We start from the raw sequence: 12,916 nt of genomic DNA, 5'->3' as shown, positions 1-12,916 counted from the left end.
TCGACAACCGCGGAAACGCCCGGCCGTTATTGAATGGTTACCCCCATTCACTTCGCATTCACCCGCCTTCTACCAACCGGCCTCCATTTCGATGTCAGCGCGACTTTCTGCACGCTTACTGTCGTTTTACGTCAGCCCCGACAGCGGTGATTCAACGAGGAGAACTACGACATGCGCAACGGGCGTTCCAAGCTCGCCGTCCTGGCAGCCATCCCCCTGCTCGCCACGGCGTGCGGTGGCGGCGGCGACGCGGCAGGCGACGGTGCAGACGGTGGTGGCGGCGGCGATCTCAGCGCGCAGCTGACCGGCGCCGGCGCCAGCTTCCCCGACCCCCTGTTCCAGGACTGGATCTACGAGTACTCCAACGGCGTGCAGCCCGGGGTCAGCGTCAACTACCAGAGCGTCGGCTCCGGTGCGGGCGTCGAGCAGTTCCTGGAGCAGACCGTCGACTTCGGCTCCTCCGAGGAGTTCCTGGGCGAGGAGGACCTCGCGGCCGCCGCCGAGGCCCGCGGCTGTGAGGCCGTGCAGTTCCCCGTCGTGTTCGGCGCGGTCGTCATCGCCCTGAGCAACCCCGACCTGGACGGCCTCGTCCTGGACGCGGAGACCCTCGCGGGGATCTACTCCACCGAGATCACCACGTTCGACGACCCGGCGATCGCCGAGCTCAACCCGGACATGGACCTGCCGAGCGACGAGATCATCCCGGTCCACCGCTCCGACAGCTCCGGCACCACCTACGTGTTCTCGCACTACCTGACCACCGAGGTCGAGTCGTGGGCGGACGAGTACGGCGAGGGCAAGGAGCTGGACTGGGCCGACGGCCTGGTCGGCGGCCAGCAGAACGACGGCGTCGCGCAGGGCATCACCCAGAACCCGGGCGGCCTGGGCTACGTGAACCAGTCCTTCGCCCAGGAGGCCGACCTGGCCGTCGCCCACATCGTCAACGAGGACGGCACCCCGATCGAGCCGACCCTGGAGTCGACGATCGCCGCCACCGGCGAGGCCGAGATCCCGGACAACTTCCAGTTCTCGATCGACAACATCGGCGGCGAGGGCTACCCGATCGCCGGATCCAACTGGATCTTCACCTACACCTGCGGCTACGACCAGGCCAACGCCGACGCGATCATCGACTTCTGGACCTGGGCCCTGACCGACCAGGGCGCCCAGGACCTGGCCGGCGAGCTGGGCTACGCCCCGCTCAACGAGGAGCTGACCGAGCGCGTCATCACCGAGCTGGAGCGGACCAACGCCGAGAACGGCGGCGGCGACGCCGAGGCCGGCGCCGAAGAGGACGCCGAAGCGACGGAGTAACCCTCCAGCGGGGCCGGGGCGCCCGTCGCCCCGGCCCCGCCCCCATCCCCTCCGTCCCGAGGCGCCGGGGCGGGCCGCTCTCCACTCCCACGAAAGCCACAGAGGAGAAGCACATGTCCACCGAGGCCCCCGAGGCCCCGCAGGCCCCCGAGGCCCCCCGGCGGGGGACGCTCACGTCCGGCAAGGGGCGCCTGGCAGACCCGATCTTCAAGTGGGTCGTCGCGGCCTGCGGCACCATCGTGCTGGTCATCCTGGCGCTGATGGTCATCCGGACCACGACCGAGGCCTGGCCCGTCTTCGCGAAGGAGGGGTTCTTCGGCTTCCTCATCGGGGAGGAGTGGACGGCCGGCGGCTCCCGCACGGAGATCACCGGCACCTACGGCGCCTGGCCGTTCATCTACGGCACCCTGATCACGTCGGTGATCGCGATCGCCATCGCGCTGCCGCTGGCGATCATGGTCGCCGTCTACCTCACCCACCTGGCGCCGCGCCGCATCGCCAAGCCGCTCTCCTACACGGTCGAGCTGCTCGCCGCGGTGCCCAGCGTCATCTTCGGCCTGTGGGGCCTGCACTGGTTCCTGCCCAACGTCATGCGGCCGTTCTTCGAATGGCTCGAAGGCGCGATGGGCTGGTTCTTCCTCTTCGAGGGCCCGGTGCGCGGCGTCGGCTACCTGCCCGCCGGCATCGTCCTCGCCATCATGATCCTGCCGATCATGACCGCCATCATCCGCGAGGTCGTCGCCGTCCAGCCGCTGGAGCAGCAGATGGCGGCCTACGCGCTGGGGTCGACCCGGTGGGAGGTCATCACCAAGGTGGTCCTGCCCGCCAGCTTCTCGGGCATCGTGGCCGCCGCGATGCTGGGCCTGGGCCGCGCCCTGGGCGAGACCATCGCCGTGCTGATGCTGATCGGCGGGTCCCAGGGATGGGGCGCGAGCCTGTTCGGCACCGGCAGCAGCATGGCGTCGCACATCGCCGCGACCTTCGGCGAGTCCTCGCCGGAGACCAGGACCGGGCTGATGGCGATCGGTGTCGCCCTGTTCCTCGTCACGATGATCGTCAACATCCTGGCCCGCGTCATCGTGTGGCGCCTGGGACAGTTCACGGGAGACGCCGCCGTATGAGCACCACGACCACCACCCCTCCGGCCGCACGGCCCGCCCCGCTGAGCCAGCGTCCCCCCGGCTCCGGGTTCCGCAGGTTCAAGAACCGCTCCGCGACGGTGGTCCTGACCGCCGCGATGGTCCTCGCCATGATCCCGCTGGTCCTCATCATCTTCGAGGTCACCCGGCGCGGCATCGGCGTGGTCAACCTGGACTTCTTCACCCAGACCGAGCCCCCGCCCCGCCGCGAGGGCGGCGGCTACGCGGCCGGCTTCGTCGGCACGCTGTACATCATGGCTCTGGCGGTCCTGATGTCGATCCCGTTCGGCATCGCGACGGCGGTGTACATCGTGGAGTACGGCCCGAACAGGCTGACCTCCTCGATCCGCTTCTTCACCGACGTGATGACGGGCATCCCCTCGATCTTCGTCGGCCTCTTCGTGTACGGCCTGCTGGTGATCGGCTGGGGCGGCATGGGCTTCGGCACGTTCGTGGGCGCCGTGGCGATCGCGGTGATGATGCTGCCGATCGTGACGCGCTCGGCGGAGGAGATGCTCCGCCTGGTGCCCAACGAGCTCCGCAACGCCAGCTACGGCCTCGGCGCGCGCAAGTGGCAGACCATCGTGCACACGGTGCTGCCCGCCGCCGCTCCCGGCCTGACCACCGGCTCGATGCTGGCGATCGCCCGCGGCATCGGCGAGACGGCTCCGCTGCTGCTGACGGCCTTCGGTTCGGGCCTGATCGTCACGGCCATGCAGGGCTCGCCGCAGGGCGCCGTGCCGATGCAGCTGTACCGGGGCGCCGCCCAGCCGTTCGAGGCCGGCGTCGACCGCGCCTGGGGCGCGGCCCTGTGCCTGTTCGTCCTGGTCGTGCTGTTCACCATCGTCGCGCGGTGGATCGGCTCGCGGGCGTCCGTGGGCTCCCGGTAGGAAGCAGCCGGGGAACACGGATCCAGGGGCCGCGCCGGTGCGCGCGGCCCCTTCCCGTGTCCGGGGCGTCCGGCGCTTCCCCGGAGCGCCGGGCCCCCGGTAGCCTTTCGCCGAACACACCCCGACCCCTGGAGCCACAGATGCCCACCACCGAGTACGCGGCCACGTTCGCCCTCGTCGACACCGACGGCGACGGGCGCATCTCCGCCCAGGAGCTGGCGTCCCTCATGCACAACCTCGGCGACGAGTGCACCGAGGAGCAGGCCGCCGAGGTGGTCCGCTCCATGGACGGCGACGGCGACTCCCGCATCTCCCTGGAGGAGTTCGCCCGCTACATGGCGCGGAACAGGGCCTGAGCCCGCCCGCCGCCGGGGGCCGGCGCGGCCGGGTCGGCCCCCGGCGGACCGGTCACGGGGCCTTGGGCCCGCTGACCAGGTAGACCACGTCCGGCACGCTGTGCGAGACCGTCACCTCCATGACCTCGACCTCCGCGAAGTGCCCGCGCAGCAGGACCTCGAAGCTCTCCACCTCGTTGGCGCTCCAGAAGGCCAGGACCCCGCCGGGCGCCATCAGGCGGGCGAGCTGCTCCAGCCCCGCCGCCTCGTAGAGGCGGTTGTTGTTCTCCACCACCGTCCAGTCGGGTCCGTTGTCGGTGTCCAGGCAGATCACGTCGTAGCGGGGAGGCTTCTCCTTCGCCGACGCCGCCGCCAGCCACGCGACGATGTCGGCGTTGTGCACGCGGCACCGCGGGTCCCGGTGCACGTACTCGGCGGCCTCCCCCAGTTCGCCGTCGTGCCAGGCGATCACCTGGGGTTCGAGTTCGACGACGTCCACGAGGGACACCTTGGGGTTCTCCAGGGCCTCCCTCGCCGAGAAGCCCACGCCCAGCCCCCCGATGAGGACGCGGGCACGGGAGCGGCCGTCCGGGAGGGCCGCCAGGCCGGCGCGCACCATCTCCCTCTCGGAGGTGCCGTCGCGGGTGTCCATGAGGAACACCCCGTTGCTGTAGATCTCGTAGTGGGCCCCCACGCGGCGGAGCACGAGGTCGCCCCCGGTCTCGCCGGTCACCCTCGCGAGGGTGACGGCACCGTCTTCCAGTGCGGAGAAGTCCGTGGAGGGGGCGGTGTCCGGGATTCGCTGGTTCATCTCCACATTGTGCCCGTGCCGCCCCTCGGCGCCGTACTCCTCCGCACCGGCGAGGGCCCCGGGCGCCCGGAAACACGTGTTACGGGAAAGTTCCCCCGGTGTTGAATCCGTGATCCAATCGGTGTCTTTGTGACGCCGGCTACAACGCCTCGCCTGGGCACGATGGTCGCTACCAGACCACCGGATCCTCCCTGGTGGTTGCCAGTAAGAAGAGGAGAATGATCGGATGTCCTCTGTTCCGATCAGTAGGCAGGCGGCGCAGCCGCCCAAGCCGAAGTGGACACCCCGGAGCATCGCCCTCTGGATCGCCGTCGCCCTGGTGGGAGCACTCGCGTGGGGCGTCATCGCGATCAACCGCGGCGAGGAGATCTCGGCCGCCTGGCTGATCTTCGCCGCGCTCTCGTCCTACGCGATCGGGTACCGGTTCTACGCGCGGTTCATCCAGTACAAGGTGCTGCTGACCGACGACACCCGGGCCACCCCCGCGGAGCGCCTCAACAACGGGGCGGACTTCCACCCGACCGACCGCCGGGTCCTGTTCGGCCACCACTTCGCGGCCATCGCGGGCGCCGGTCCCCTGGTCGGCCCCGTCCTGGCCGCCCAGATGGGCTACCTGCCGGGCACGATCTGGATCATCCTCGGCGTCATCTTCGCCGGCGCCGTGCAGGACATGGTGGTGCTGTTCTTCTCCACCCGGCGCAACGGCCGCTCGCTCGGCCAGATGGCCCGCGAGGAGATCGGCCCGGTCGGCGGCATCGCCGCGCTGATCGCCGTCATGGCGATCATGGTCATCCTGCTCGCCGTGCTCGCCATGGTCGTGGTCAACGCGCTCGCGGACTCCCCGTGGGGCTCGTTCTCCTTGATCATGACGATCCCGATCGCCCTGTTCATGGGGGTGTACCTCCGCTATCTGCGGCCGGGCAAGGTCATGGAGACCTCCGCCATCGGCGTGGTGCTGCTCCTGCTCGCCATCGTCGGCGGCGGCTGGGTGGCCGAGCACGCGGTGCTGCGCGAGGTCTTCCTGTTCACGCCGAACGAGCTGACCTTCGGCCTGATCGTCTACGGCTTCGTCGCCTCGGTCCTGCCGGTGTGGCTGCTGCTGGCCCCGCGCGACTACCTGTCGACCTTCATGAAGGTCGGCGTGGTCGTGCTGCTCGCGGTCTCGATCCTCGTGGCGATGCCGAAGCTCCAGCTCCCGCAGTTCACCGAGTTCGCGTTCAACGGCCAGGGCCCGGTGTTCGCCGGTTCGCTGTTCCCGTTCGTGTTCATCACCATCGCCTGCGGCGCCCTGTCAGGCTTCCACGCCCTCATCTCGTCGGGGACCACCCCGAAGCTCATCGAGAAGGAGGGCCAGGTCCGGATGATCGGCTACGGCTCGATGCTGACCGAGTCGTTCGTGGCGATCATGGCCCTGATCGCGGCCTGCATCATCGACCCGGGCGTGTACTTCTCGATGAACATGCCCGCGACCGCCCTGGGCGACAGCGTGGAGAGCGCCGCGCAGGCGGTGAGCCAGCTCGGCTTCACCATCGACGCCGCGACGCTCCAGCACACGGCCGACCTGATCGAGGAGGACTCGATCCTCGCGCGCACCGGCGGTGCGCCGACGTTCGCCCTCGGCGCCGCGTACATCTTCTCGGAGGTGTTCGGCGGGGACGCCATGATGGCGTTCTGGTACCACTTCGCGGTCATGTTCGAGGCGCTGTTCATCCTCACCACCGTGGACGCCGGCACCCGGGTGGGCCGCTTCATGCTCCAGGACACCCTGGGCAACGTGTACAAGCCCATGCGCGACCCGAGCTGGAAGCCCGGGGCGTGGTTCTGCAGCGCGGTGATCGTGGCCGCGTGGGGCTACTTCCTGTGGGCGGGCGTCAACGACCCGCTCGGCGGCATCAACCAGCTGTTCCCGCTGTTCGGCATCGCCAACCAGCTGCTGGCGGCGGTCGCCCTGGCGGTGTGCACGACGCTGCTGATCAAGTCGGGCCGCGCCAAGTACGCGTGGGTGACGCTGGTGCCGCTGGCGTGGGACGCGGTGGTCACGCTGACCGCCAGCTACCAGAAGGTGTTCTCGGCCGACCCGAAGATCGGCTTCTTCGCCCAGCGCCAGCAGTTCTCCGACGCCCTCGCCGACGGCGAGACCGGCGTCGGCGCCATCCAGGGCGAGGAGGCGATGCGCCAGGTCGTGGTGAACACGACCGTGGACGGCGTCCTGTCGGCCCTGTTCGCGCTGCTGATCGTCATCATCCTGGTCGACTCGGTCCGGGTGTGGATCAAGGCGCTGCGGGCCCCCGACGGTACGCTGCCCCTCACCGAGGCCCCCTACGAGGAGTCGAAGATCTGGGCGCCGTCCGGTCTCGTCCCCACCAGGGCGGAGAAGGAGTTCTCCGAGCGGCTCGCCGCCGTGGGCGCCGAGGGCGCGCGGGGCACGGACGGAGAAGCCGGGGGCGGGACCCCGGAAGCGAAGAAGGAGTAGGGCATGCGGGCACGCCCGGAGTTCGGGGCGAACCTGGCGCGCGGCCTCCGGGAGGCGTGGCAGATCGCCCGGGGCGTCGTGGGCGCGAGGGCCTACGAGATCTACCTGGAGCACCACGCCCGGGAGCACCCGGGCGAGGAGCCGATGACCGAGCGCGTCTTCTGGCGCCACCACACGGACAAGGGAGACACCGACCCCGGTGCGCGCTGCTGCTGAGGCGCCGGTCCCGTGAGGGCCCGGAACCCCCTTCGTGGGTTCTGGCGGTCCCCGCAACACCCTGGATTCCAGGGAGTTGCGGGGATCGTGGCTTTCGAGGGGGTGAAGGCGGGGTTCTCCGAGGCGCTGGACCGGGAGGACGGCGGTGTCCCGGGGCTGCCCGGGCAGCCGGGGTCCGGGCGGTGAGGCGGACCGGGCCCCGCGGGTCGCACGCGCGCCCCGGGGCGGAGCGGACCCCGGAGGCTACCAGCGAGTAGTTTGAGGCTGACCGGCGCGGACCCCAGCTCAGAAGGAGAGACCATGAACCCCTCGAAGCGGACCGGCCGCCTGCTGTCCACGGTGCGCGGAGCCGCCCCGTACGCGCTCGGCGGCCTGTTCGCGGCGTCGGGCGTGCTGCACTTCGCCGCGCCCGGGCCCTTCCGGGCGATCATGCCCCGGAGCCTGCCGAAGCCGACGGCGTGGGTGTACGGCAGCGGCGCCGCCGAGCTGGTCTGCGGGGCGGGCCTGCTCACGCGCAGGCGGTGGGCCGGTCCGGCGAGCGCCGCGCTGCTGCTCGCCGTGTGGCCCGCCAACGTGCGCATGGCCCTGGACGCGGGGTCGGGCAGGCTGCCCGGCCCCGCCGACGGCAAGCTGGTCGCCTGGGGACGGGTGCCGCTCCAGGTCCCGTTGATCTGGGCCGCGCTCCAGTCACGGCCGACCCCTCACCGGGCCGACGGCCCGCGGGGCTGAGGGCCCGCGGGCGCCGGGGTCAGTCCTTCCAGGAGGGGCCCCAGCCGGAGCTGTCCGAGACGCCCTCGGGGAGCGGGTCCATGTGGACGGCGCCCGGGGGCGTGGTCACCGCGTGCGCGGGGGCCGGACGGGCGCTCCGGTCCTCGGCCCCCGCGCCCGGCGGAGGCGGCGGAACGGACGCCGGGGACTCCCCCGCGAAGTCCTCACCCGGTCCCTGGGGGGACCCCCAGGACCCGTGCGGGGCGGGGACCGTGCGCTCGTCCGCCGGCGCGTCCCAGGTCTGCGACGGCACAGGCGTGTCCCACGGCTCCGGCGCCCCTGCCCGGTGACCGGGCTCGGCGCCGGGGACCCCGTGCCCCGGGGCGCCCCCGCCGTGGGCGGACGGCTCGCCCCAGGACCCGTGCGAGGCGGGGACCGTGCGCTCGCCCGCCGGCGCGGCCTCCCCCCGCCCGTCGTCCCGCGAGTGCCGCGCGACGCGGGCCGGGGCGGCCGTGTCCGGGGACCCGGCCCCCGGTGCGCGGTCGGTCCCCCCGTGGTCCGGGAGGGGCGGGGGCACGAAGTCGTGCCGGTACGCCTGGGGCACGCCCCACGGCTCCGCCGGGGCCAGCGGGGCCCCCGGTCCCGGTTCGGGCGCGGGCGGCGGGGCGGGGAGCATCGGGTGCACCACGGCGCCGGGCGGATGGGCCCGGTTCCACCACTCCGCCCCCTCCTCCGGGGACAGCTCCTCCTCGACCCGCAGCCAGCCGTCGATGTGCGGGTGGCGGCGACCGGTCCGCCAGCTGTGCGGGAGCGAGATCGGCTCCAGCACCACGGCGCGCTCGCCGTCCACGACGGGGACCGCGCCCGGGGCCGCCTCGCGGTCGACCCAGGTACCGCCGACGCCGACCAGGTCCCACTGGCCCTCGACGATCGACGTGCGCGGGTCGTCGCGGAGGTCGGTGGCGGAGGCCACCCACTCCGGGAGCGGGCGGCGTCCGGGGACGGCGAGCCCCTGGTCCCCGATCAGCGCGTCCTCCAGCAGGGTGTGCAGCTGGAAGTTGTCCGAGACCCCGTCGAACCGGACCCGGAAGACGCGGGCGGACTGCCGGTGGAGGACCACCATGCGGTCGGCCTCGGCCATGCGCAGCAGTTCGGCGATCTCGCCGTACTCCTCGACGTGCGGACCCAGCTGCCCGGCGATGACGACCAGCTCCCCCAGCGTCCGGGGGTCCTCGCGCAGGGCGGCGCGCACGCCGGGGTCGCACAGCATCGTCTTGGCGGCCAGGCCGTAGCGGTGCGACACCCACCAGCCGGTGGTGGCGAGAGGCGCCAGCTGTTCGAGCTCGGGCGTGACGCGCTCCTCCGAGGCCTCGCTGACCTCGCCGGGGTGGGGCGGGGCGTCGTCCCCGGTCTTCTGCCACACGTGCAGGAAGACCCCTGCCAGCTTGCCGTACTCGGCGAGCTGGCGCATGACCTCGACCCCGGCGGGCCCGGCGGGGACGCCGCTCTCCACCAGCGCCCCGCAGAGCAGGGCGATGTCGGCTGCGACGCCCGCCGACCACTGGTGGGCGCGCAGGGTCTCGGTCAGCACGGCGAGGCCCTCGACCCGGGCGTCGGCGGGAACCCGGTCGGCCAGCCGGAAGACCGCGCTGACGGCGGCGCGCAGCTGGGAGGGCTCGTTCTCGGCGGCTTCGGCCACGGCGCTGACGGCACCGCGGAAGTCTTCGATCATTCGGGCATCCTGACACAGACCACCGTCAAGCGGACTCGGCGGCCTCCACCGTCGCGCCCGCGCGGCGCCCCGCCGCCGCTCAGGGGTCCGGCCCGCGCACCGGGCCCCGCGACGGTCGTCGCGGGGCCCGTGTCAGGCGTGTGCCGCCGGAGGGGTCAGAGCCGGCAGGCGTATATGTCCGTGACCAGGATGGCGCGGGCGCCGAGCGTCCACAGGTCGTCCATGATCTGCTGGGCGGCCTTGCGCGGCACCATCGACCGGACGGCGACCCAGCCCTCCCGGTGCAGCGGGGAGACCGTCGGCCCCTCCATGCCCGGGGTGAGCGCGACCGCGGCCTCCAGGTGCTCGGCGTGCACGTCGTAGTCCATCATCACGTAGTCGCGGGCGACCAGGACGCCCTTCAGGCGGCGGATCAGCGTCTCGATCTTGGGGTCGTCCCCGGCGCCGGTCGGCCGGATGACGACCGCCTCGGACACCAGGATCGGCTCGCCGAAGGTCTCCATGCCGGCCTGGCGCAGGGTGGTCCCGGTGGAGACCACGTCCGCGACGGCGTCCGCCACGCCCAGCTGGACGGAGCTCTCGACCGCGCCGTCCAGGTGGATGACGCGGGCGTCGACGCCCTTCTCCGCCAGGTGGGCGCGCAGCAGCTCGTCGAAGGAGGTCGCGATGCGCTTGCCGTTGAGGTCGGCCAGCGTCATGCCCGCGCCGTTGGGGGCGGCGAACCGGAACGTGGAGCCGCCGAAGCCCAGCGCCAGGACCTCGTCCACGGGCGCGCCGGAGTCCAGCAGCATGTCGCGGCCGGTGATCCCGGCCTGGAGGATGCCCTCGCCGACGTAGACGGCGATGTCCTTGGGGCGCAGGAAGAAGAACTCGGTGTCGTTCTCCGGGTCGACCATGACCAGGTCGCGGCTGCTCTTGCGCTGCCGGTACCCGGCCTCGCGGAGCATCTCGACGGCGGGTTCGGAGAGCTGGCCCTTGTTGGGCACGGCGATTCTCAACATGTCGGGCATGTTCATGGCTTTCTGTGGGCTGTGCGTACGGGTGCGGAGACGTCCGGGCCGGTACGCGCCGCGGCGGGCGCGAGGACCGACCTACAGATGCTTGTAGACGTCCTCGAGCCGCAGGCCACGGGCCAGCATCAGAACCTGGAGGTGGTAGAGGAGCTGGGAGATCTCTTCGGCGGCCTGCTCGTCCGATTCGTACTCGGCGGCCATCCAGACCTCTGCGGCCTCCTCGACGACCTTCTTGCCGATGGCGTGGACGCCGGCGTCGAGCTGGGCGACGGTCCCGGACCCCTCGGGGCGGGAGCGCGCCTTCTCGGACAGCTCGGCGAACAGCTCTTCGAAGGTCTTCATGGTGTCTTTCCTCGACCGACAGATGCTGTACCAGGGTAGGCGCTCCGGAGCCCCGGCGCCGCACCGGCCCGGGGATGTCTCAGCATGTGGGCGGCGGTTTTCACCACACCGCACGCCGACCGGCCCGCGAACCTCCTCACCGGACGCGGCGGGCGGTGGCGCGCACGAGCGTTCGGGGCAGGAACCGGAGGATGCCGCTCGCGGCCTTGTACTGTCCGCCGGGGACCACGCTGGGACGGCCCGCCGCCCAGGCGACGAGCGACTCGCGGACGACCTGGTCCTTGGGGACGAACGCGAACGCGGGCAGACCGCTCTTCTGGACGCCCAGGGTCATGTCGGTGCGGACGAAGCCCGGCAGGACGACGGTGACGTGCACGTCGTGCCGCGAGACCTCGGCCGCGACGCTCTCGCTCCACAGGGTGACGAACTTCTTGCCCGCGCCGTAGACGGAGCCGCCGGGGTTCGCGGCGATCTCGCCCGCGAGGGAGGACACGTTGATGACGCCGAGCTTGGTCCGGGTGTCGCCCGCCTCGCGGCGGGCGATCTGCACCGGCAGGACCGCGCGGGCCAGGTGGAGGACGGCTCGCACGTTGAGGTCGAGCATGGAGTCGATCTCGTCGGGCTCCTGCTCGGCGAAGGTCCCGCCGTCCCCGCGCCCGGCGTTGTTGACCAGCAGGTCGACGGGGGGCTCGGCTCCGCTGCCGTCGGCCCGGAGCCGCTCGACGACGGGGGCGAGCCCCTCGTCGGTGCCGAGGTCGGCGGCGAGCGGCCGGACGTCCACGCCGTAGCGGTCGGCGATCTCCTCGGCGAGCGCGTCGAGGACGTCCCCGCGCCTGGCCACCAGGACGAGGGAGTAGCCGCGTTCGGCCAGCCTGCGGGCGTACTCCTCCCCGATACCGGTGGAGGCTCCGGTCACCAGGGCGGTCCGGGTGCGGGCGGGGGGCTCGGGGGACTTCGCCGGTTCGCTCATATCCCCAGGGTAGGGCGTTGCCGTGCGGGCGGCCGGGGCGCGGTCCGGGTCGCGCGCGCACGTGCGGAGGCGAGGGGCCGGGGGGTTCCCGATTCCCCCGTGTGGTTCTGCACACCCTGCCCTGACCTGGTATTCCGCCGGAAGGCGGTCGCGTCGCCTCCCCCTCCGGCAGCCGGAGGCGTTAGCGTTCGGGTATGTCCGAGATCCAGAGCCCCGCCGGACCCCTTTCCTCTCTCAGACTGGAGGAGCGCCTGCGCGACACCAGGCTGTTCTTCAGCCAAGCGCTACGCACGTTCCACGCGACCGGTTCCATCCTCCCCAGCAGTGCCGCGCTGGCGCACTCGATGGCGGAGTACGTCCGCAGCCGCCCCGTCCCCGACAAGCCCGTGCGCATCCTGGAGGCGGGCGCCGGGACCGGTGCGATCAGCCGGGGCATCGCGGCCGCGATGATCCCCGGCGACACCCTGGACCTGGTCGAGTCCAACCCCGAGTTCGCCGCCCATGTCGAGGAGCTGCTGAGGAGCGACCCGGCCATGGCGCCGGTCGCCGACTCCGCGACGGTGCACGCCAAGCTCGTCAACGACATGGGGAGGGACCGCAGGTACGACGTGATCGTGTCGGGCCTGCCCTTCGCCAACTTCACGGCGGACGCGGTCCGGGACATCCTCGACTACTACTTCGAGGTCCTCGAACCGGGCGGCACCCTCTCCTTCTACGGCTACCTGTACACGAAGGAGGTCAAGGCGGTCATCGCCCGGCGCGAGGACTACCTCCGCCAGGCCCGCACGAGCTGGCTGGTCCAGGACTGGATCGACCGGTACGGCATCCGCTCCGACAAGGTGTTCGCGAACGTCCCGCCCGCGTGGGTGCACCACCTGCGCAAGCCCGGGAAGACCGGCTGACCCCTCCCCGACCGCTCCGTCCACCGGGCCCGCCGCAGCCGCGGCGGGCCCGCTCACGTGTCCGGGCCCGC

At 72.0% G+C, this 12,916-nt stretch carries 13 protein-coding genes; 8 read left to right on the top strand and 5 right to left on the bottom strand.

The features are described from left to right. Positions 1-171 precede the first annotated feature (171 nt). The 4 genes from pstS to ACQPYD_RS01235 all read left to right on the top strand — a co-directional run bounded on the left by pstS (position 172) and on the right by ACQPYD_RS01235 (position 3,699). On the top strand, positions 172-1,314 hold the full coding sequence (pstS, locus tag ACQPYD_RS01250) for a phosphate ABC transporter substrate-binding protein PstS (protein WP_433699404.1): 1,143 nt from the start codon (positions 172-174) through the stop codon (positions 1,312-1,314). 113 nt (positions 1,315-1,427) lie between these two features. Beyond that, positions 1,428-2,435, top strand: a complete 1,008-nt coding sequence (gene pstC / locus ACQPYD_RS01245) for a phosphate ABC transporter permease subunit PstC (RefSeq protein ID WP_433699403.1) — start codon at positions 1,428-1,430, stop codon at positions 2,433-2,435. Beyond that, on the top strand, positions 2,432-3,343 hold the full coding sequence (gene pstA, locus ACQPYD_RS01240; RefSeq protein WP_344181177.1) for a phosphate ABC transporter permease PstA: 912 nt from the start codon (positions 2,432-2,434) through the stop codon (positions 3,341-3,343). The genes pstC and pstA overlap by 4 nt, the downstream gene beginning before the upstream one ends. A 140-nt stretch (positions 3,344-3,483) precedes the next feature. Beyond that, positions 3,484-3,699 (top strand): EF-hand domain-containing protein, encoded by a 216-nt coding sequence (locus tag ACQPYD_RS01235; RefSeq protein ID WP_267947572.1) that lies wholly within the window; start codon positions 3,484-3,486, stop codon positions 3,697-3,699. A 52-nt stretch (positions 3,700-3,751) separates the two neighbouring features. On the opposite strand, the gene ACQPYD_RS01230 is transcribed toward ACQPYD_RS01235, so the two are convergent. Then, a complete protein-coding gene (locus ACQPYD_RS01230) occupies positions 3,752-4,489 on the bottom strand; it encodes a spermidine synthase (RefSeq protein ID WP_344181179.1) in 738 nt (245 codons plus the stop codon). 226 nt (positions 4,490-4,715) lie between these two features. Here ACQPYD_RS01230 and ACQPYD_RS01225 point away from each other — a divergent pair, with 226 nt between their 5' ends. The 3 genes from ACQPYD_RS01225 (at position 4,716) to ACQPYD_RS01215 (ending at position 7,907) form a co-directional block, all read left to right on the top strand. After that, positions 4,716-6,962, top strand: coding sequence for a carbon starvation CstA family protein (locus tag ACQPYD_RS01225; RefSeq protein ID WP_433699402.1), 2,247 nt, complete (start codon positions 4,716-4,718; stop codon positions 6,960-6,962). Positions 6,963-6,965: 3 nt separating this feature from the next. Beyond that, the gene (locus tag ACQPYD_RS01220) at positions 6,966-7,178 is read left to right on the top strand and encodes a YbdD/YjiX family protein (protein WP_267947569.1); all 213 of its coding nucleotides are present in this window, start codon (positions 6,966-6,968) and stop codon (positions 7,176-7,178) included. 300 nt (positions 7,179-7,478) lie between these two features. Further along, positions 7,479-7,907, top strand: coding sequence for a DoxX family protein (locus ACQPYD_RS01215; RefSeq protein ID WP_433699401.1), 429 nt, complete (start codon positions 7,479-7,481; stop codon positions 7,905-7,907). A gap of 19 nt (positions 7,908-7,926) precedes the next feature. Here ACQPYD_RS01215 and ACQPYD_RS01210 read toward each other — a convergent pair whose 3' ends face one another. The 4 genes from ACQPYD_RS01210 to ACQPYD_RS01195 form a co-directional block, all read right to left on the bottom strand. After that, positions 7,927-9,618, bottom strand: a complete 1,692-nt coding sequence (locus ACQPYD_RS01210) for a hypothetical protein (protein ID WP_433699400.1) — start codon at positions 9,616-9,618, stop codon at positions 7,927-7,929. A gap of 155 nt (positions 9,619-9,773) precedes the next feature. Continuing rightward, positions 9,774-10,628 (bottom strand): ATP phosphoribosyltransferase, encoded by an 855-nt coding sequence (gene hisG / locus ACQPYD_RS01205; RefSeq protein WP_355013118.1) that lies wholly within the window; start codon positions 10,626-10,628, stop codon positions 9,774-9,776. An 81-nt stretch (positions 10,629-10,709) separates the two neighbouring features. Continuing rightward, positions 10,710-10,973 carry a phosphoribosyl-ATP diphosphatase gene (locus ACQPYD_RS01200; RefSeq protein ID WP_014913038.1) on the bottom strand — a complete coding sequence of 88 codons (264 nt, stop codon included), beginning with the start codon at positions 10,971-10,973 and terminating at the stop codon, positions 10,710-10,712. Positions 10,974-11,109: 136 nt separating this feature from the next. Beyond that, the gene (locus tag ACQPYD_RS01195; RefSeq protein ID WP_433699399.1) at positions 11,110-11,943 is read right to left on the bottom strand and encodes an SDR family NAD(P)-dependent oxidoreductase; all 834 of its coding nucleotides are present in this window, start codon (positions 11,941-11,943) and stop codon (positions 11,110-11,112) included. 194 nt (positions 11,944-12,137) lie between these two features. On the opposite strand from ACQPYD_RS01195, the gene ACQPYD_RS01190 reads away from it, so the two are divergent. Then, positions 12,138-12,845, top strand: coding sequence for a class I SAM-dependent methyltransferase (locus ACQPYD_RS01190; protein WP_433699398.1), 708 nt, complete (start codon positions 12,138-12,140; stop codon positions 12,843-12,845). Positions 12,846-12,916: the final 71 nt, after the last annotated feature.

It is taken from the genome of Nocardiopsis sp. CA-288880 (assembly GCF_050955985.1).
Taxonomy (GTDB): Bacteria; Actinomycetota; Actinomycetes; order Streptosporangiales; family Streptosporangiaceae; genus Nocardiopsis; species Nocardiopsis tropica.
The sequence above is the reverse complement of the archived record's forward strand: the minus strand, read 5'-3'. Positions and strand labels throughout refer to the sequence as shown.